Consider the following 19,151-nt stretch of genomic DNA (forward strand, 5'->3'; position numbering starts at 1 on the left):
CGTCCAAGGGCCCGCGGGAGGGTGATCCCTCCTCGCGGGCCCTTCCGACGGGCGCGGCCGCCCGTCTCCCCGTACCCCCGTGGCCCCTGCCTCGCTCTCCCCGCGCTACTCGCTCTTGATGGCCGCGAGCATGTTGAGCCGCGACGCCCTGCGGGCCGGCCAGAGCGCCGCGAGCATGCCGACCAGCGCCGCGCCGAGGATGAAGTAGCCCATCCGCTCCCACGGCAGCACCAGCGAGTACGTGTCGATCGAGCTGGCGATCAACTCACCCGCGGCCCAGCCGAGGAAGACCCCGAGCCCGATGCCGAGCACCCCGCCGAAGAGCGAGATGACCAGCGACTCCAGCCGGACCATCCGCTTCACCGCGCGCCGGTCGAGGCCGATGGCGCGCAGCATGCCGATCTCCTGCGAGCGCTCGAAGACCGACATGGCCAGCGTGTTGATGACGCCGAGGACCGCGACCAGGACGGCCATGCCGAGCATCGCGTAGAGCACGTTGAGCATCATGCCGATGAGCCCGGCGACCAGTTCGGAGACGTCCTCCTCGTCCATCACCGCGATGGCCGGGTTGTCGCCGAGGGCCGCTTCCAGCTTGTCCTTCATGGCGTCGCTCTCGCCGCCCGCGGTCTTCACCCAGACCTCGAAGTCGGTGATCCGGTCGAGGTGCGGGTTGACGACCGAGGTGTCGAGCATGATGCCGCTGAGCATCTCGTTGCCCTTGTAGAGGCCGGAGACGGTCAGCTCGCCCTTGGCCCCGTCCTGGTACGTGACCTGGACGGTGTCGCCCATCTTCCAGCCCTCGTCCTCGGCGGTGTCGGTGTCGACGATCGCCTTGGCGGGGCCGCCGCCGGCCGGGACGCCCTCGGCGAGGCCAGCGAACGAGCCCTGCTCGAAGTCCAGCTCGACGAGCTTGCCGACGGTCTCGCCGTTGACGCCGGTGAGGTCCTCGTCGTCGCCGCCGATGTCGACGGGGACCGTGCGCAGCGGGGAGGCGGCGGTGACCTCGTCGAGGCCGGCGAGCTTCTCCCCGACCTCCGGGTTCAGCGGGGTGAAGTTCGTCATGGAGACCGAGTAGTCGGCCTTCATGGCGTCCGTGGCCATCTTGTCGATGGCGTTCGCGACGCCGCCCGCGATCACCGTCAGGCTGGTGATGAGGGTGAGCCCGATCATCAGCGCGGAGGCGGTGGCGGCGGTGCGCCGCGGGTTGCGTACGGCGTTCTGCCGGGCGAGCTTGCCGGAGACCCCGAACACCCGCAGCAGCGGTGCGCCGAGCGCGATCACCGGGCGGGAGAGCAGCGGCGTCAGCACGAAGATGCCGATCAGCAGCACCGCGGCGCCGATGCCCATGAGCGCCTTGCCGTCGCTCGCGGTGGTGCCCGCGACGACCATGACGGCGCCGACGCCCCCGATGAGCGCGCCGATGATGTTGCGTACGACGAGGCTGCGGGTGGACGCCTGGGCGTGCAGGCTGCTCATCGCCGCGACCGGCGGGATCTTCGCGGCCCGGCGGGCGGGCAGCCAGGCGGCGAGCACGGTGACGACGATGCCGACGACGAGCGAGATCACGACCGTCGCCGGCGAGACGACCAACGGGCCGTCGGGCACGGTCTCGCCGGTGGCGCTCATCAGCGAGCGCAGCCCGGCGCCGATGCCGACCCCCGCGGCGAGGCCCGTCAGGGCCGCGGCGGTGCCGACGGCGGTGGCCTCGAAGAGCACGGAGCGGGTCACCTGGCGGCGGCTGGCTCCGACGGCCCGGAGCAGCGCCAGCTCCTTGGTCCGCTGGGCGACGAGCATGGTGAAGGTGTTGGCGATGAGGAAGATGCCGACGAAGAGCGCGATGCCGGCGAAGGCAAGCATGGCGGTACGCAGCCCGTCCATGCCCTGCTCGATCTGCCGGGCCTGGTCGTCGGCGAGCTTGGTGCCGGTGAGCGCCTCGGCTTCGGCGGGCAGGATCTTCTGCGCCTCGGCCCGCAGGTGCGACTCGGAGGTGCCGGGGGCGGCGGCGAGGTCGATCTCGGTGTACTCGCCGGGCTTGGTGAAGAGGTCCTGCGCGGTCTTCGTGTCGAAGAGCACGAGGCTGCCGCCGGCGGCGACGTTGCCGTCGTCGGTGGTGAAGATGCCGGTGATCACCGGTTCGAGTACGGGGCCGTCGACGGACATCCGCGGGGTGTCGCCGACCTCGTAGCCGGTGCGCTCGGCGGTCTTGGCGTCGATGGCGATCTCGTTGGCGTTCGCGGGCCCGCGGCCGTCGCGCATCGGGTAGCGGGGGTCTTCGCCCCTGCCGCCGTCGCCGGGGTAGTAGTTGGCGCCGCTGGTGGACCAGCCGTCGCCGACGAGGTCGCCGTCCTTGTCGGCGAGCGCGGCGAAACCGGCGACGTTGCCGGTGGCGGACTTCACGCCGGGCAGGGCCGCGGCCTCGTCCAGCAGGTCCTGCGTGAGCGGCGGCGGCTCGCCCGGGCGGCCCTCGTCGGCGTCGTCGTCGGGCTGGAGGCGTACGTCGACGTGGTCGAAGCCCTGCTCCGAGCTCTTGGTGTAGGCGTCGGAGATGGTGGAGGTGAAGACCAGGGTGCCGGAGACGAAGGCCACGCCGAGCATCACGGCGAGCACGGTCATCAGCAACCGGGCCTTGTGCGCGAACACGTTGCGCAAGGCGGTGCGAAGCATATGGGGTCCTGTGGTGGAAAGCCGGTAGCGGGGCGGCCTGCTGGTCAGCGAGCGGGGCTCAGCTCACCCGGCCCTTGGCGTCGAAGCGCTTCATCTTGTCCAGCACCTGCTCGGAGGTGGGGTCGCGAAGCTCGTCGACGATGCGGCCGTCGGCGAGGAACACCACGCGGTCCGCGTATCCCGCGGCGACCGGGTCGTGCGTGACCATGACGACCGTCTGGCCCAGCTCGCGCACGGAGTTGCGCAGGAAGCCGAGCACCTCGGCGCCGGAGCGGGAGTCGAGGTTGCCGGTCGGCTCGTCGGCGAAGATGATCTCGGGCCGGGCGGCCAGCGCCCGGGCCACGGCGACGCGCTGCTGCTGGCCGCCGGAGAGCTGGCTCGGGCGGTGCTTGAGCCGTCCGGACAGGCCCACGGTCTCCACCACCTGCCGCAGCCACTGCTCGTCGGGCTTGCGGCCCGCGATGTCCATGGGCAGCGTGATGTTCTCCAGCGCGTTCAGCGTCGGCAGCAGGTTGAACGCCTGGAAGACGAAGCCGACCTTGTCGCGGCGGAGCTGGGTGAGCTTCTTGTCCTTCAGCCCGTTCAGCTCGGTCTCGCCGATGCGCGAGGAGCCGCCGGAGATGGTGTCGAGGCCGGCCATGCAGTGCATGAGGGTGGACTTGCCGGAGCCGGACGGCCCCATGATCGCGGTGAACTCGCCCTGCATGAACTCGACGGAGACGCGGTCGAGGGCGACGACCTTCGTCTCGCCCTCGCCGTAGACCTTCGTCAGCTCGGTGGCGCCGGCCGCCGCCACGCGGGCATAGGCGGTACCGGGGCCGGAGGCGCCGGGGATGGTGGTGGTCACGGCGGTGGGCTCCTGTCGGGACGGTGGTGTGCAACCTGTCCCCTCCATCGTGGCTGCGGAATCCGTCGCCCGGATCAGCCCGCGCTCCGGTTCCGGGCGAGACCGAGGAGGTACACGGGCCGCCGCCGGCTCCTCCTCGGGGATGACCCGCACCCTGACGAAGGCATGGGGCAAGGGCCCCCGGAGGGGCAATAAGGGAAGTGGAATTTCATCCGAGGACTTCTTCGACAACTCGGGCCTAATTCAAGCCAACATCAGTCCGTAGATGGCCAGTTCGGCCCATCCGCCCCGCTACTCTGGTTACGCGCCATGCGGTGGTCCGTACGCAGCGTGTGCGGGCCGGGAGTCCTGCCCGGATGGTGGAAAGCAGACACGGCGACCTTAAAAGTCGCTGGCCTTCGGGCCGTGCCGGTTCAAGTCCGGCTCCGGGCACCTCCCGGCAAGAGGTCGTCGACCTGCGAAGACGGCTGGTCAGCAACGGTGACCCCGCCCCTCCGGGGCACCGCTGACACCTCCTTCGGCCTCGCCCCGGCAGTCTGGAACCGGCCACAGCGCTGAAACGTTCACCCGGATCCCCCGGGACGCAGATCGGACGACTGCGGCCTCCTGGCGCCGGGCGGCCCCCTTCTCATGCACTCCTCAGAATCCGCAGGTAGCCTCGCGCGCTACGCGGTCGAGGACCCCGACGGGAGGAGCGGAAGTGGCACGCGGAACGGTGACGCTGGCGCGGGCGGCGGTCGTGGTGCGCGCGGGCGCGGCGCCGCTGTGGTGGCTGGGTATCGCCGCCGCGGCGGCGGGGGCCTGGCAGGACGGGCTGACCGGTCAGTGGATAGGAGTCTACGCGGGCGCGGCGCTCTTCCTCGTCGTCGCCCCCGCGGTCTGCGCGGTCCGCCGCGGGCGTCTTATGGCGCAGGCGCGAAAGGCCCAACGGGCGGGCCGCGGCGCGGTGTTGCAGGACCGTGCGGTGACCGTACGGACATGGCGGCGGGCGCGCCGGTGGTGGCTGGCGGCGGCGTTCGCCGTCGCGGCGGGCTCGGCGGCGGCGATGCCGGTCGCCGGCGGGTTGGCGCTGGCCGGAGCCGGTGCGGGGCTGCGGGCGAAGGCCGCGTGGCTCGGCCGCTGGGAGCGGGAGCAGGAGGCGCTGCTGTGGCTGCCGGTCGACGCGGTCACCGCCCGCGGCGCCGGAACGGGCGGTTCGGGCGCCGCGTACCTCCGTACGGGCATCGCCGCCGGCGACGCCCTGCCGGGCGGGGGCGTACGCCGGGGCTCGCCCGCCACCGTCTGACGGCGGCGGGCCCGGAGCGCGGGGGTGCGGGGCTGCGCGCACGGGCGGGGTGCGCCGGTGCGCCGGTGCGCGGCGGCGAGTGATATTCGCGTACCGGAAAATCCCGCCTATTGCCACCGGCGCCCACCGCGCACATGGAATTTCAGCGGCACACGAATTACCCGGCGTTAAGTGAAAAACAACGTTCCGCATTACCCGCGTAGTTGCGGGCCTCCCGGCGGCTAATCCGTTCGTCGCCCAAATCACCGTGAACGCATAGAAACAACGTCAGCGGAAGAGGCGCAGCGGGACCGTGCGGGCCAGGAGCGCGTAACCCTCGGGGTTGAGGTGGAGGTGGTCCCCGGTGTCGAGGGCGGGCAGCAGCGCGCGGGGGTGCGCGGGGTCGCGGGTGGCCGCGTCGAAGTCCACGACGGCGTCGAAGCGCCCGCTGCTGCGGATCCAGTCGTTCACCCGCTGCCGCGTCGCCTCGCGCAGCCCCGCCGGGTCGTCGTACGGCGCGCTGCCGCCGAACGGCGTGAGCGTCGCCCCGTAGACACGGATGCCCTGCGCGTGCGCGCGCGTGACGATCTGGTCGTACGCGGCCAGCAGTTCGTCGCCGGTGGCGCGCTGCGCGGCCTCGGTGGCCGGCGCGGTGCCGATGTCGTTGATGCCCTCGAAGACCAGCAGCCAGCGCGCCCCGCTCACCGCGAGCACGTCGCGGTCGAGCCGGGCGAGGGCGTTGGGGCCGAGGCCGTCGTCGAGGACGCGGTTGCCGCCCGCGGCCTGGTTGACGACGGCGGCGGGCGGGGCGCCGGGCCCGCGCAGCCGGTCGTTGAGCACGTCGGGCCAGCGGTCGTTGCCGTTGGTGGTGGAGCCCCGGCCGTCGCTGAGGGAGTCGCCGAGGACGACGGCGGCGCGGGTGCGGGCGGGGGCCTGGGCCTCGACGCCGCTGAGGAAGTACCAGTGGTCGGTGGCCGTCGCGCCGGGCAGCGCGGTGGCGCCGGTGTGGTCGCCGGCCAGCAGGTACGAGGTGGTGCGCGAGCCCGGGTGCGAGGTGACGGCGGTGGACGCCTGGCCGTCGGCGAGGTACAGGGTCACGGTCAGGTTGGCGCCGGGGGCGGCGTCGAGGCGTACGGGGTCGGAGACGACCTGCGCGCCGACGGGGACCGTCGCGCCCGTCCGGCCGCCGAACGTCAGCGGGCGCGAGCTGCCCGGCACGATGCCGTCGACGCCGGCCCGGCCGCCGGCGGGGAGGGCGACGGCGGCGCGGGTGATCGGCAGTTCGGCGCCGCCGAAGGCGTTGGAGAAGCGGAACCGGAGCCGTTCGCCGGGCACGGCGAGGCGCACGGTCTGGCGCAGGGTGGCGTCGCGCAGCACGCCGTCGTCCTGGGTGAACGGCGGGGGCGGCATGTTCGCCGGCTCGGTGAGCTGGGGCATCGAGGTCCAGGCGGCGACCCACTGCGCGGGCCCGCCGGGAGCCGCGGGCGCCGCCGCGGGGGTCCCGGCGGCGGGGGCGGGGCCGCGTAGCGCGTTCGCCGCCACCGCGACGGCCGCGACGAGGGCCACGACGAGCGCGGCGGCGAGGTACGGATACACGGCGGCGCGGCGGTCACGGGGGCGTCGGTACGCGGGCTGGGGCATCTGCGGCTCCCGGGGCGAGACGGCGAAATATTTCGAGATCAATGCCGAAAATTTCTGACCGTACGCTACGGTCCGCCGTCACCCCGGTCAACGCCGCCACCCGCGCAGCTTCATGCCACGCCGGGGCCCCTGCGGCGGCCTGCCGCGACCGGCACGGCCGCAACCGCCCCGGCAGCCGCGTCAGTCCCAGTCGGACTTGCCCTTCTCCGCCCGGCGGCGGCGGAAGAGGCCCGTGGCGTGCACCGCGTTCACGCCGACGATGCCGCCCCACGTCACCAGCAGCCCGGCCAGCCCCTCGTTCACCACGCCGATCGCCGACAGCGGAATCGCCAGCACCATCGACACGGCGGCGAAGCCGAACCGCTCGCCGAACGTGCCCTCCGGCGAGCTCGCGCCCGGCTGCGTGCCCCGCGCGACCTGCATCTGCTGCTCGGCGAGCTGGCGGCGGAGCCGGGTGTCGAACGTCCCGTCCATCCGCTGCTGCACCTTCTCGAGGAAGCCCTCGATCAGCTCTTCCTCGTACTCGGGGCCGAGGTCCCTGCGGGTCTGCAGGGTGGCATCGAGTTCACTCTTGATCTCCGGGTCCCGCGCACTCATACCCCGTACGGTACGAGCCCGCGCGTCCAGGTGCAGTAGTGCTACCCCCCCAATTCGTTCGGGTGCGCCCTTGCCGTCGTGCATACGGTCATGCAGAGTCGTCGTGCAGTGAATAGGACACCGGATCCGGAGGTGGGATGGTCTCCGCCGACGCGGGCGCCAGGCTGCAGAAGCTCTTCGAGGGGCGCCGGCTGACGCCGACCCAGCGCCGTATCGCGCACTGCATGGTGCGCAGGGCCGCCGACGCCCCGTTCCTGTCCAGCGTGGAGCTGGCCGAGCTGGCCGGGGTGAGCCAGCCGTCCGTGACCCGCTTCGCCGTCGCCCTCGGCTTCGACGGGTACCCGGCGCTGCGCCGCGCGCTGCGCGAGGCGGGGCTCGGCGAGCCGGCGGGACGGGCGGAGCGGAACGAGTACCAGCAGGCCGTGCAGGCCGAGATCGAGAACCTGCGCAACCTCGCCGCGCTCCTCGCCGACCCCGCCCCCGTCGAGGACGCCGGCCGGCTGCTCGCCGCCTCCCGGCCGCTGCCCGTGCTGGGCCTGCGCGCCGCCGCCGCGCAGGCGCGCGGCTTCGCGTACTTCGCGGCGAAGGTCCACCCCGACATCCGGGTGCTCGACGAGGCCGGCTCGATGCTCGACGACCGCGTCGACGCCGCCGCCCGCGCCGGCGCCACGGCGCTGCTCTGCTTCGCGCTGCCGCGGCACCCGCGGGAGCTGTCGGACGCGCTGCGCACGGCGCGGGCGACCGGGCTGACGGTGGTCACGGTGGCGGACAGCTCGTTCACGCCGGTCGCGCAGGACAGCGACGTGCTGCTGCCGGCGGCGGTGGGCACGGGGCTGTCGTTCGACACGGCGTGCGGGCCGATGCTGCTGGGGCGGGTGCTGCTGGAGGCGATGTGCGACGCGCTGCCGGAGGCGCAGGCGCGGCTGGAGGAGTTCGACGCACGGGCGGCGGAGCGGGGACTGTTCCTGGACTGAGGCGTACGGGGCGGAGGGCGCACGGCCGGCGCCGTACACGAGGCGCGTGCCGGACGCGAGGCGCCGTACGCGAGGCCCGTCCCGTACGCGACGCCCGTCCCGTACGCGAAACGCGTGCCCTACGGGCCGCAGGGCACGCGCCCGCCTCCGCACGCCCCCTGCCCGCTACCCCGCTACCCCCGCTCCCCCACCGCCGTCTGCTCCGCGTCCGTCTCCGACTCCGCCACCCGCCGCCTGCGCCGGTGCTTCAGCAGCGCCCACGGCCCGCGGCCGCCCGTCGGCCCCGCCGGGGCGACCTCCGTGCCGCTCTCGCCCGCCGCCTGGGCCGCGGCCTTGGCCACCGGCAGGTAGCCCTCGTCGCGGCGGACGTCCGGGCGCTCCTCCTCCGCCGGCCACAGGCCCAGCGCCGCGGAGAGGGTGGGCAGCAGGGCCATCGCGGCGGTGGCGTAGCCCTCCGCCGAGGGGTGGTAGTTGTCGGGCCCGAAGAGCTCGCGCGGGTTGGCCGCGAACTCCGGCCCCAGCAGCGTGCCCAGCGACACCGTGCGCCCGCCGCGGTCGAGCACGGCGATGGTCTGCGCCGCGGCGAGCTGCCGGCTCAGCCGGCGGGCCAGCCAGCGCAGCGGCTGCTGCACCGGCTCGATGGTGCCGAGGTCCGGGCAGGTGCCGACGACGACCTCCGTACCGGCGTCACGCAGCCGCGCGACGGCGTCCGACAGGCAGCGCACCGACACCGCGGGGGGCACCCGGTGGGTGACGTCGTTGGCACCGACCATGATGACCGCGACGTCGGGCCGCAGCCCCTCCTCGTCCAGCAGCAGCGTCACCTGCCGGTCGAGGTCGTCTGACTGCGCCCCGGAGAGCGCCACGTTGCGCAGGTCCACCGGCCGTTCGGCGACCGCCGCGAGGCCGGAGGCAAGCAGCGCCCCCGGCGTCTGCCGGGGGCGGTAGACACCCTGGCCGGCTGCGGTGGAGTCGCCGAGGAACGCCAGCAGCACCGGTCGCACGCCGCGTCTGCGGCCGAAGGCCGCCCCGTACCGCCCGTCGGCCCGCGGCGGCTCCTCGTCGCTGCCGCCCACCCGGCGCCGCGCCAGGTGCACCTCCGCGACCAGCACCCCCAGCGTCGCACCGCCGAGCAGGCCGATGCCCCCGCCGCCGTACGCCGCCGCCGCGGCGATCCGGCGTGCCGCCCTCGCCCTGGTCATCGACATCGCCTCTCCGTTCCGCGCCGGCCCCCGTGTACCGGCCGCGCCGTGTCCGTACGTACCGCTGCCGCCAGGTCCGTACGACCGTGTCCGAACCGTCGCCGCCCCTGTCCCTTTTTCTGTCCTTTGCGCCAGTTACTGTCCGCTGTCGGTCCCCTCCCCTTCTCTGTCCTACGCCGTCTCCCCCTCCGGTCCGCGGCGGCGCGCGGGCACCCGCCGCCCGGCGCGGTCTACGCGCGTGCTAACACTTTGTTGCCCGGCCTTGTGCCCGGCTCAATCACCCGCGGCGGAAGCCGTACGCTGGGCTCGCCCCGAGAGCCACGGACCCTGGAGTGAGCGGTGCAGTATCACGAGTCGATCACCGACCTGGTGGGCAACACGCCCCTGGTCAGGCTGGGCCGCGTGACCCAGGGCATCCGGGCGACGGTGCTGGCGAAGGTCGAGTACTTCAACCCCGGCGGCTCGGTGAAGGACCGCATCGCGCTGCGCATGATCGAGGCCGCCGAGCGCTCGGGCGCGCTGCGGCCGGGCGGCACGATCGTCGAGCCGACGTCGGGGAACACCGGCGTGGGTCTGGCGATGGTGGCCCAGCAGAAGGGCTACAAGTGCATCTTCGTCTGCCCCGACAAGGTGTCCACCGACAAGATCAACGTGCTGCGGGCGTACGGCGCGGAGGTCGTCGTCTGCCCGACCGCCGTCGACCCCGAGCACCCCGACTCGTACTACAACGTCTCCGACCGCCTGGTCCGCGAGACCCCCGGCGCCTGGAAGCCCGACCAGTACAGCAACCCGGACAACCCGGCGTCCCACTACCACTCCACGGGCCCCGAGCTGTGGACGCAGACCGAAGGCCGCATCACCCACTTCGTCACGGGCATCGGCACCGGCGGCACGATCTCCGGCACCGGCCGGTATCTGAAGGAAGTCTCCGACGGCGCCGTGCAGATCGTCGGCGCGGACCCGGAGGGCTCGGTGTACTCCGGCGGCTCGGGCCGCCCGTACCTGGTCGAGGGCGTGGGCGAGGACTTCTGGCCGGACGCGTACGACCGCGGGGTCGCCGACGAGATCGTCGCCGTCTCCGACAAGGACTCCTTCCGCATGACCCGCCGGCTGGCCCGCGAGGAGGGCCTGCTCGTCGGCGGCTCCTGCGGGATGGCGGTGGTCGCGGCACTGCGGGTCGCGGAACGGCTGGACGAGAACGGCGTGGTCGTCGTCCTGCTCCCGGACAGCGGCCGCGGCTACCTGTCGAAGATCTTCAACGACGACTGGATGGCGGACTACGGCTTCATGGAGGAGGCCGGCGCCGCGAGCGTCGCCGACGTGCTGCGGGACAAGGAGGGCAGCATGCCCTCGCTGGTGCACATGCACCCGGAGGAGACGGTGGGCGAGGCGATCGAGGTGCTGCGCGAGTACGGCGTCTCGCAGATGCCGGTCGTCAAGCCCGGGGCGGGCCACCCGGACGTGATGGCGGCGGAGGTCGTCGGCTCGATCGTGGAACGGGAGCTGCTGGACGCCCTCTTCACCCACAAGGCCGAACTCGACCACCCCCTGGAACAGCACATGTGCCCCCCGCTCCCGCAGGTCGGCTCGGGCGAACCGGTGGCGGACCTGGTCGCGGTCCTGGAGCGCGCGGACGCGGCGGTGGTGCTGGTGGAGGGCAAGCCGACGGGCGTGGTGTCGCGCACGGACCTGCTGGCGTACCTGGCGAAAGGCGCCGGCACGGCGTGAAGTCGCCACGTTGCCCACACCCTTCGAACACGAGTCACCACGCACCGCTACGATGCGTGCGTATCCCGGTGACGACACGTGCGGAGGGACAGATTGGCGGACCGACTCGCAGTCGACGGCGACGAATTAGAGCGCTTCATGCGCTTGCTGAAGCGCTCGGTGCGGTCACTCGAAGGGGTCCACAAGGCCCTGCGCGACTCCACCATCAGCGGACTGGGTACGGACGATCTCGATGACGCGTGCCAGGACTTCCAGGACGACTGGAAGTACGGGACCGGGCAGATCGGCGAACAGGTAGAGGAACTGGCGGAGATCGTCGGGGACAGCAAGGAGAGCTACGCCGAGGTCGACAAGGCCCTGGAGGAGAACCTGGCGAAGTCTGCCCAGGGAGGCGGCACATGACGAACGACGGCACCCCCGGCTTAGGCGGCACCCCGCGGCTGCAACCGGGAGCCAAACCTGCCGATTTGGTCCCGCCTGGGCAGGCGTGGCGCGGCAACCAGCCGCAGGGCCTGCAGCCAGGTACGGTCCCCGACGCCTACCCGCACCTGGGCTTCAACCCCGCACCCGGCAGCACTGACACCGTCCACACGCTGCGAGCCAAGCTGATCAAGTGCGCGGACGTACTCGACGACACACGCGACATGATCACCAAGCTGATGGACGGCAGCTATTGGAAGGGTGACGCAGCCGTCGCCTTCCGCGAACAACTGGAGGACGGCCCGCTCCCCCTGAACCTCCGCAACGCCGCACGGTCCATCAGAAAGGCCGCCCACCAGCTCGACGGCTGGGAATCCGACCTCGGCGACTTCCAACGCCGCGCCAACCGCCTCAACGAGCGTGCCCGCGAAGCGCGGCAGGCTCTCGATGAGGCGGAATCCCGCGCGGGAGCGGCAAAGCAGGACGCCATGGAAACCGGCGACAACGACGGGCAGCGCGAGGGCCGGGACGGCCGCGAGGCGAAGGCGACGATGCGGCGCCTGGACGCGGCGGTGGACGACGCGCAGGCGGAACTGGAGCGCATCCTGTCGCGGGCGCGCGCGCTCGCCTGGGAGCACGAGAACGAGGCGAGTGCTCGAGCGGACAGGATCCGCGACGCCACGGACAAACTCGCCCCCCAGGAACCGGGCTTCTTCGCCAAGGCAGCGGCCTGGGTCAAGGAGAACCTCCCGGACATCCTCAGCATCGCGGCAGGTGTGGTGGCCCTGGCCGCGCTGACGATCGTCACGGGCGGCACGGCAACGGCCATCTTGCTGTTGGTGGCGGCAGGGCTGAGCGCGTCCGCACTGGCGATGCGGTTCTCAGATCCGGAAGTGCGGGCATCGCTGTGGAACGGCATCACGAAGGGCGAATTCGACGCGGACTTCTTCTCCAACCTGACAGGCGTGGGTGCCGACGCTCTCGGCATGGTGCCCGGCCTGGCTGCGGTAGGCCAGGGAATCAAACTCGGCGTGGGCGCTATTCGGACAGGATCCGCAGCTCTGTCACTCGGCCAGAGAATTAGCACCGTAGGCAGCCACGTAATAACAGAAGCACGAGCTATCAGTGCACTGGAAAACCCGACGGTGGCCTGGATTGTCCACAGTACAAGGATGCCACCCTCAGCACCCAAAGTCATAGAGGTAAGCGCGGCTTCCATCGGGGTGGCCTCCGGAGGAATCAACCTGCTCGGCACCAAGGTGGACGCCCTCGACAACGAAGGCGTCAGCAATTCGGGATCCATCTTCGGTGGCCTTGAGATTGCCGGAGTCAGCAGTGGGGATCTCATAAATGTCATCCCTCGCGTCTTCCCCTGACACACCTCCCGACCATGCCTCAAGGAGGTTTAACGTGCACCCAGCCAACTACCCCACAGCATGGGAACACCCGCCGACCCGGCGCGCCTGGGCCAAGCAGACGACGATCAGTGTCCTTGCCTTTATCGGTTGGTTCCTGAGCCCTTGGTGCTTGCTGATCCTTCTCCTCGCGTTCTACTCGCTCGCACTCAGCATCTTCATCATCATTCTCATGGGCTACGGTGCGTATCGCGCCAAAATTCAGCCTGCTCAAATCCTCGCCAACGTCCGAATCCGCAGAGTCCTTCGGGCCTATCCCTGGCGTCTCGACGATATCCCCTACAGTTTCCCCACCCTCCCCGGAGGAACGCCGACGAAGCTCTGCCTCAAAATCCCCCACCCCGCGCAGCCGGGGGAAACGTTCCTGATGTACCAACACCTGCGTGACCTGCACACATGGTGGACCAGAAGGATGGGACCCCGCGCCAAGCCTGAGCTGAAGGCTCAGTTGAAGCCCATCTGGTTCGTCGGCGATCCGCGCTTCTTCGGTGTCATCGCCGTCACCAAACCCGGAAGCGCCCCTGAAACCCCAGCACCAAAACGCATGCACCTAATCGTCCAGGTCGGAGAGACGAAGCAAACGGCACCCATCGACGTCAACTCATGGCAGGCTTCCCCCGAGGATCTCGCTCACGCACGGCAAGCCATTGGTTGGCGAGGCCCCCGTGGCTGAAGACCAGAACACCTACATCCTCAGCGACTCCGCCACCGCGCCCGACCGTGACGCGTGGTTCGCGTTGCCAGCCGGGTTCACCCCCCTGCCGCTCGATGTCCTCACCGCCCCTGTCGGCAGCCCCGGTGCCTCGCGGCTGCGGGAGGTGGTCGACGGGATTCTCGGTGCGGTGCCCGACGGAATTGTTCGGCAGCAAATCATCGGGCAGTTAGCCGGGGCTCAGCGGATGATGCTCGCCCTCCGGGAAGAAGGCGTCGTGCACTGTTCGCTCGGATTACATCGCGACGACGACGGCGACGGCCGCCTGCTCACCTCATTTTTCACCTTCCGGTGGCAGGAAATCAGTCGCGCCCCCCGCCACCTCACCGCCGCCCGGGCCGTCGCCGCAGGTCACGACCGTATCGAAGTCCTCGACCTCCCCTGCGGCCCCGCCGCCCTCGGCGAGGTGGCGAGGTCCGTCGCGCCCGATCTCGGGATCGCCGTCGAGCGGCTGCTGCAGATTCACGCCTATCTGCCCCACCCCGACGGCAGCCGGCTCGCCGTGCTCACCCTCACCACTCCCGCGCCGCAGCGCCGTGCCCACTACCGCGCGATGCTGCACGACGTCGCCGAGCACGTCAGCTTCGACGACCCGCTGGTGCACCTGCGAACAAACGTGTGACGCGGGGACCGCCGCACCCCCGGTGCGTGCACCAAGGGGCGGGACGACGGCGGTCCCCGCGTGGGGACGCTGCGGGCCCGGTCAGGCCGTGCCCTGCGTCCGGCGACCAGGAGGTCCGGGAGCCGCTCCGGAGAGTTCCTTGCCGACGTCCTCAACAATGCAGGACCCGTGTTAACCCCGTGCTGCGCCGGCGTGACGCCCTCGTACCGTTTGCGGAATCAACCGATCCGCACCCCCACGGACCGCGCCCCACACCCCCGGACCCCCACGACCAGCCTCACCGCCACCGCGGCTGCCGCAGCGGCAGCCCCGAGTCGCCCGACGCCGGGGTCCGTACCGCCAGGACCTGGTTCACGCCGATCCGGTTGTGCTCGAAGGAGAGCGCCGACGCCGCCATGTACAGCCGCCACACCCGCGCCCGCCCCGGCGAGGTCAGCGCCACGGCCTGAGCCCAGCGGGCCTCCAGGTTCGCCACCCAGCGGCGCAGCGTCAGCGCGTAGTGCTCGCGCAGCGCCTGGGTGTCGCGCACCTCGAAGCCCGCGCGCTCCAACTGGTCCACCGTCGTGCTGAGCGGCGACAGCTCCCCGTCGGGGAAGACGTACGCGTCGATGAACTCGTCGATGGCGTAGTCCTCTTCGTCCGCCAGCGGGCGGCGGGCGATCTGGTGGTTGAGCAGCCGGCCGCCGGGGCGCAGCAGGCGGTGGAGGACGCGGGCGTACTCGCCGTAGCGCTGGGAGCCGACGTGCTCGGCCATGCCGATGGAGGAGATCGCGTCGTACGGGCCGTCCGCCGTCTCGCGGTAGTCCTGTACCCGGATCTCGACGCGGTCGCCGAGGCCGGCGTCCGCCACCCGCTTGCGCGCGTACGCGGCCTGCTCGCGGGAGAGCGTGATACCGACGGCGCGTACGCCGTATTCGCGCGCCGCGTGCAGCACCATCGAGCCCCAGCCGCAGCCGACGTCGAGCAGCCGGTCGCCTTCCCGGAGGCCCAGCTTGCGGCAGACGAGGTCGAGCTTGGCGGCCTGGGCGTCCTCCAGGGTGCCGTCCTCGTGCCAGTAGGCGCAGGAGTAGACCATGGACGGGCCGAGGACGAGGGAGTAGAAGTCGTTGCCGACGTCGTAGTGGTGGCTGACGGCGGCCTTGTCGCGGCGGAGGGTGTGCAGCGCGCCGCGGACCTTGTGCCGGCGCACCTCCTCGGGCGGCGGCGGGGGCGGGGGCAGCGGCCGGGCGAGGGCGAGGGCGCCGCGGGCGGCGGCGGCGAGCCGGGCCGGGCGGGGGCGAGGGGCGTCGGGGCCGCGTTCCCAGAGGAGCCCCGCGAGGCGGTCGAGGGCGGCGTAGAGGTCGCCTTCGACGTCGATCTCGCCGGCGACCCAGGCGCGCGCGAGGCCGAGTTCGCCGGGGCGCCACAGGATGCGGCGCAGCGCTCTGCGGTGGCGTACGACGAGAACGGGGGCGCCCTCGGGACCGGCTTCCGAGCGGTCCCAGGCGCGGATACGGATCGGCAGCGGGCCTCCGAGCAGCTCCTCCGCGAGGGCGGCGAGCCGGGGCGCGGCTCCGTGGGGCATGGCGCACCTCCGTGAGATGGGCAGGTGGTCGACGTGATGTCCGCCGTTGCTGGACTACACGTAAACACCAAGACCCACCCCGGGAAGTCCCGTTGCCCGCCGGGGCGCGGGTACCACCACCGAAAAGAGCAGTCAGGCGCCCTGCCCGGCGGACCGGGCGGGCGCCTGACCGGCGTTCACCGGGGAGGTCAGGAGGCGCGGGCCGTCTCGCGGCTGTGCTCCTCGCGGCCGCGCTCGTCACGGCCGCGCTCGTCGCGGCCGTCCTCGGCGGGCGGCAGGCCGGCGGCGCCGCGGGCCCGCTCCTTCTCCCGCGTCGCCTCTGCTTCGCGTACGGACTGGTCGTGCTGGGCCCGGGCGGCGGCGGTGACCGGCGCAGCGGCCTCGTAGAACTCGTCCCGCGGCGACTCCATGGCACCCAGCGAGACGACCTCGCGCTTGAGGAAGACGCCGAGCGTCCAGTCCATGAAGACCCGTATCTTGCGGTTCCAGGTGGGCACGGCGAGGCCGTGGTAGCCGCGGTGCATGTACCAGGCGAGGCGGCCCTTGAACTTCAGGGACCTGCCGAGCACGTTGATCATCGCGACGCCCTTGTGCAGGCCGAGCCCGGCGACGGCGCCCTTGTTCTTGTGCCGGTACTGGCGCTGCGGGAAGCCGCGCAGCTCCGCCACGACGTTGTCGCCGAGGAGCTTCGCCTGCCGCAGGGCGTGCTGGGCGTTCGGCGGGCACCAGGCGTTCTCGACGCCGGCGGCGCGGGCGGCGAGGTCGGGGATCTGGGCGTTGTCGCCGGCGGCCCAGATGTAGTCGGTGCCCTGGACCTGGAGGGTGGGGGCGGTGTCGACGTGCCCCTTGGGGCCGAGCGGCAGGCCGTACTCCCTCAGCACCGGGTGCGGCTTGACGCCCGCGGTCCACACGAGGGTGTGGGAGTCGACCTCCAGGCCGTTCTTGAGCACGACGCGGCCGTCGACGCACGACTCCAGGGAGGTGTCGAGGTAGACCTCGATGCCGCGCTGCTGGAGGTGCTTCAGACCCCACTTGCCGAGCGCGGGGCCGACCTCCGGGAGGATCTTGTCGGCGGCGTCGACGAGGACGAAGCGCATGTCCTCGCGCTTGATCGAGGGGTAGTACTTGGCGGCGTCACGCGCCAGGTCCTCGATCTCGCCGATGGTCTCGGCGCCGGCGAAGCCGCCGCCGACGAAGACGAAGGTGAGGGCCTTGCGCCGGGTGTCGGCGTCGTTGGTGGACTCCGCCTTGTCGAGCTGCTCCAGCACGTGGTTGCGGAGCCCGATGGCCTCCTCGACGCCCTTCATGCCGATGCCGTTCTCGGCGAGGCCGGGGATCGGGAAGGTACGGGAGACGGCGCCGAGCGCGACGATCAGGTAGTCGAACGGCACCTCGTAAGGAGTGCCGACGATGGGTGCGACGACCGCGACCTTGCGGTCCTGGTCGATGGAGGTGACCCGGCCGGTGAGCACCTCGGCGCCGGGGAGGACCTGGCGCAGCGGCACCACGACGTGCCGGGGGGAGATGCTGCCGGCGGCCGCCTCGGGGAGGAAGGGCTGGTACGTCATGTACGAGCGCGGGTCGACGACGGTGACCGACGCCTCCCCGTACCGCATCTTCTTCAGGATGCGGCGCGCCGCGTAAAGGCCGACGTAACCGCCGCCTACTACGAGGATCCTGGGACGCTCCGTAGTGCTCATGATTCGAGTATCCCCCCGGTACCGGAGGGGTGCTCGTGAGGGGGTTCACAAGCTCCACCCCCGGTAGTGCTACACTGCGCCGCCGCACCTTGTGCGCTCACCGCGAACCGCGGGGCGGTTTTCGGCGACAGGCCCTTGAACTGGGATTTCGGACCCACGACGCACAGATGTCACTCTGACGCAAAGCGCCTGTCACACGCCGCGCGGGCCCGCGAAGTCCAGGATCCGAGCCAGATGGCCAAATCCGCCCCGGAAGCATGTGAATAACTTCACGAACTTCTTTCCGTGCTCCGCTCCGTCACTTCGCTTCCGGGTTGTCCGGCACGAGTCGGCTCGTGAAACCGGCGTCGCACAGGCGCTCGTACGCTGCGCCCACGTCGTCGGGGATGTGCTGTTCGATCATGAATCCCCGCTGGGGGTAGATCATGAGCCGCTGGTGTGCCCCGACCAGCATGTCGAGCACCAGGCGCGCGTCCCCGATCGAGCCGACGTATCCGGTCAGCGTCATGGGCGTAGAGGCACTGATCCACTCGACTTCGGGCCACAGCTTGCGTGCGGTCGCGTAGGCCCGTCGTTCCTCGTACGGCTTGCTGATCAGCAGGACGGACGACGCCGGCACACCCTGTTCCCCGAGAAGCGTGCGGGAGAAGCGGATGTTCTCCCCCGTGTTCCGGGCCCGCGGCTCGACGAGGATCGCACTGGCCGGCACCCCCAGCTCCATCGCCCGCTCCCGGTAGTGCTCGGCCTCCCCGCGCGGCATGCGGTCGCGCGTGGTGCGGCTGGTCGCCCCGGTGAAGACGATCAGCGGCATCAGGCCCCGGCGGTAGAGATCCGCGGTCGCGTCCGCGACTCCGAGGTCATGGCTGCCGAGGCCGATCGCGACAGAGCACGGGCGCGGCTCATGACCCATTTGCTGGAAGTCCCAGAGCCGTTGCGCGTCGGCCCAGACCTGCGCTGAGATCACTTGCTCTCGCCCTTCGCCGTCGCCGAGTCGGGGACCTTGAAGTCGTAGGTCCATGCGAAGCGCGTCGCCGCATGGACGCCGACCGCGAACTCCACGACGGTGCCGTCCGCCGTGTAGGTCGTCCGGTGCAGCTCCACCACCCACTCGCCCGGTGCAAGCTGAAGGAGTTGCGCTTCGTCGGCCGTGGGGATGCGCGCGAAGAGCGTCTCCTGCATGTGGTCGATCTCGTATCCGGCGTCATACAGGACACGGAAGCCGCCGCCCCTGCCGGCGGGCCCCGGCGCCGGGTCGACGATGCGGGTCCCTTCCACGTGCTCGGGACGGTAGTAGCTGGTCAGGGTGTGCGTCGGCTGTGAGCCTTCCTTGACCACGCGCGCGCGTGCATAGACCTCCGCGCCTTCCGGCAGGCCGTGTGCCTGAGCGACGGTGGCCGAAGCAGGCACGCGGCTGACGGTCTGAGTCTGTTCGTTCCGCCTGTACGCGCGCCCGGACGCCACACGGTCCGCGATGAACGCCACTTCATCGCTGTCGCGCCACTTGGCCTTGTCGTATCGCGCGATACCGAGTCGCTTGAGCGGGGTCCGCTCGCGGACGACCGTGCCGTGCCCGCGCGACGACGTGACCAGGCCTTCGACTTCCAACGCCTTGTAGGCCGCGTGGACAGTGGACTTCGAGCCTTCCCCCGCTTCGACGAGGTCCCTGATCTGCGGCAACCGGTCACCGGGCGCGTACTCGCCGTTCCTGATCTGTCCGGCCAGCCGGTCCGCAAGCTCTCGCCACTTGGGCGCCATGCAGCACTCCTCTCGACAGCGACAGTGAAGCACAGTCCCAGGACTG

Annotated in this window: 16 protein-coding genes and 1 tRNA gene; 8 read left to right on the forward strand and 9 right to left on the reverse strand. The window is 71.5% G+C overall.

Annotated features, from left to right (window positions below; genetic code table 11):
• Nucleotides 1–105 precede the first annotated feature (105 nt).
• Nucleotides 106–2,664 carry an ABC transporter permease gene (locus tag DMB38_RS11720; protein ID WP_125935121.1) on the reverse strand — a complete coding sequence of 853 codons (2,559 nt, stop codon included), beginning with the start codon at nucleotides 2,662–2,664 and terminating at the stop codon, nucleotides 106–108.
• 58 nt (nucleotides 2,665–2,722) lie between these two features.
• On the reverse strand, nucleotides 2,723–3,511 hold the full coding sequence (locus DMB38_RS11725) for an ABC transporter ATP-binding protein (RefSeq protein ID WP_125935122.1): 789 nt from the start codon (nucleotides 3,509–3,511) through the stop codon (nucleotides 2,723–2,725).
• A 350-nt stretch (nucleotides 3,512–3,861) separates the two neighbouring features.
• Here DMB38_RS11725 and DMB38_RS11730 point away from each other — a divergent pair.
• Nucleotides 3,862–3,943: transfer RNA gene (locus DMB38_RS11730), tRNA-Leu, on the forward strand.
• Nucleotides 3,944–4,211: 268 nt separating this feature from the next.
• The gene (locus DMB38_RS11735; RefSeq protein WP_125935123.1) at nucleotides 4,212–4,796 is read left to right on the forward strand and encodes a hypothetical protein; all 585 of its coding nucleotides are present in this window, start codon (nucleotides 4,212–4,214) and stop codon (nucleotides 4,794–4,796) included.
• Nucleotides 4,797–5,063: 267 nt separating this feature from the next.
• On the opposite strand, the gene DMB38_RS11740 is transcribed toward DMB38_RS11735, so the two are convergent.
• Together DMB38_RS11740 and DMB38_RS11745 are read right to left on the reverse strand one after the other, a co-directional pair.
• Complete coding sequence (locus tag DMB38_RS11740; protein WP_125935124.1) at nucleotides 5,064–6,416, reverse strand: SGNH/GDSL hydrolase family protein; 1,353 nt, start codon at nucleotides 6,414–6,416, stop codon at nucleotides 5,064–5,066.
• A 180-nt stretch (nucleotides 6,417–6,596) separates the two neighbouring features.
• Nucleotides 6,597–7,013 (reverse strand): hypothetical protein, encoded by a 417-nt coding sequence (locus tag DMB38_RS11745; RefSeq protein ID WP_125935125.1) that lies wholly within the window; start codon nucleotides 7,011–7,013, stop codon nucleotides 6,597–6,599.
• A 137-nt stretch (nucleotides 7,014–7,150) separates the two neighbouring features.
• Here DMB38_RS11745 and DMB38_RS11750 point away from each other — a divergent pair, with 137 nt between their 5' ends.
• A complete protein-coding gene (locus DMB38_RS11750) occupies nucleotides 7,151–7,987 on the forward strand; it encodes a MurR/RpiR family transcriptional regulator (protein WP_125935126.1) in 837 nt (278 codons plus the stop codon).
• A 173-nt stretch (nucleotides 7,988–8,160) separates the two neighbouring features.
• Here the strand turns inward: DMB38_RS11750 and DMB38_RS11755 are convergent, their stop codons facing one another.
• Nucleotides 8,161–9,195, reverse strand: a complete 1,035-nt coding sequence (locus DMB38_RS11755) for an SGNH/GDSL hydrolase family protein (protein ID WP_125935127.1) — start codon at nucleotides 9,193–9,195, stop codon at nucleotides 8,161–8,163.
• Between the two features lie 333 nt (nucleotides 9,196–9,528).
• On the opposite strand from DMB38_RS11755, the gene DMB38_RS11760 reads away from it, so the two are divergent.
• The 5 genes from DMB38_RS11760 (at nucleotide 9,529) to DMB38_RS11780 (ending at nucleotide 14,086) form a co-directional block, all read left to right on the forward strand.
• Nucleotides 9,529–10,917: a cystathionine beta-synthase gene (locus tag DMB38_RS11760; RefSeq protein WP_125935128.1), complete on the forward strand. Its 1,389-nt coding sequence runs from the start codon at nucleotides 9,529–9,531 to the stop codon at nucleotides 10,915–10,917.
• Between the two features lie 93 nt (nucleotides 10,918–11,010).
• Entirely contained in the window at nucleotides 11,011–11,319 is a 309-nt protein-coding gene (locus DMB38_RS11765) for a hypothetical protein (protein ID WP_125935129.1), read from the forward strand.
• Complete coding sequence (locus tag DMB38_RS11770; protein ID WP_125935130.1) at nucleotides 11,316–12,713, forward strand: hypothetical protein; 1,398 nt, start codon at nucleotides 11,316–11,318, stop codon at nucleotides 12,711–12,713. The genes DMB38_RS11765 and DMB38_RS11770 overlap by 4 nt, the downstream gene beginning before the upstream one ends.
• A 34-nt stretch (nucleotides 12,714–12,747) precedes the next feature.
• Complete coding sequence (locus tag DMB38_RS11775; protein ID WP_125935131.1) at nucleotides 12,748–13,425, forward strand: hypothetical protein; 678 nt, start codon at nucleotides 12,748–12,750, stop codon at nucleotides 13,423–13,425.
• Complete coding sequence (locus DMB38_RS11780; protein ID WP_125935132.1) at nucleotides 13,418–14,086, forward strand: hypothetical protein; 669 nt, start codon at nucleotides 13,418–13,420, stop codon at nucleotides 14,084–14,086. Before DMB38_RS11775 ends, DMB38_RS11780 begins: the two co-directional genes overlap by 8 nt.
• Nucleotides 14,087–14,363: 277 nt before the next feature.
• On the opposite strand, the gene DMB38_RS11785 is transcribed toward DMB38_RS11780, so the two are convergent.
• From DMB38_RS11785 to DMB38_RS11800, 4 genes are all read right to left on the reverse strand, one after another.
• Nucleotides 14,364–15,650, reverse strand: a complete 1,287-nt coding sequence (locus DMB38_RS11785; RefSeq protein ID WP_125935133.1) for a cyclopropane-fatty-acyl-phospholipid synthase family protein — start codon at nucleotides 15,648–15,650, stop codon at nucleotides 14,364–14,366.
• 188 nt (nucleotides 15,651–15,838) lie between these two features.
• Entirely contained in the window at nucleotides 15,839–17,350 is a 1,512-nt protein-coding gene (locus DMB38_RS11790; protein WP_125935134.1) for an NAD(P)/FAD-dependent oxidoreductase, read from the reverse strand.
• A gap of 298 nt (nucleotides 17,351–17,648) precedes the next feature.
• Nucleotides 17,649–18,314 carry a YdcF family protein gene (locus DMB38_RS11795; protein WP_125935135.1) on the reverse strand — a complete coding sequence of 222 codons (666 nt, stop codon included), beginning with the start codon at nucleotides 18,312–18,314 and terminating at the stop codon, nucleotides 17,649–17,651.
• Nucleotides 18,311–19,105, reverse strand: coding sequence for a GntR family transcriptional regulator (locus tag DMB38_RS11800; RefSeq protein WP_125935136.1), 795 nt, complete (start codon nucleotides 19,103–19,105; stop codon nucleotides 18,311–18,313). The genes DMB38_RS11795 and DMB38_RS11800 overlap by 4 nt, the downstream gene beginning before the upstream one ends.
• Between the last annotated feature and the right edge of the window lie 46 nt (nucleotides 19,106–19,151).

The organism is Streptomyces sp. WAC 06738 (assembly GCF_003945505.1).
GTDB lineage: Bacteria > Actinomycetota > Actinomycetes > Streptomycetales > Streptomycetaceae > Streptomyces.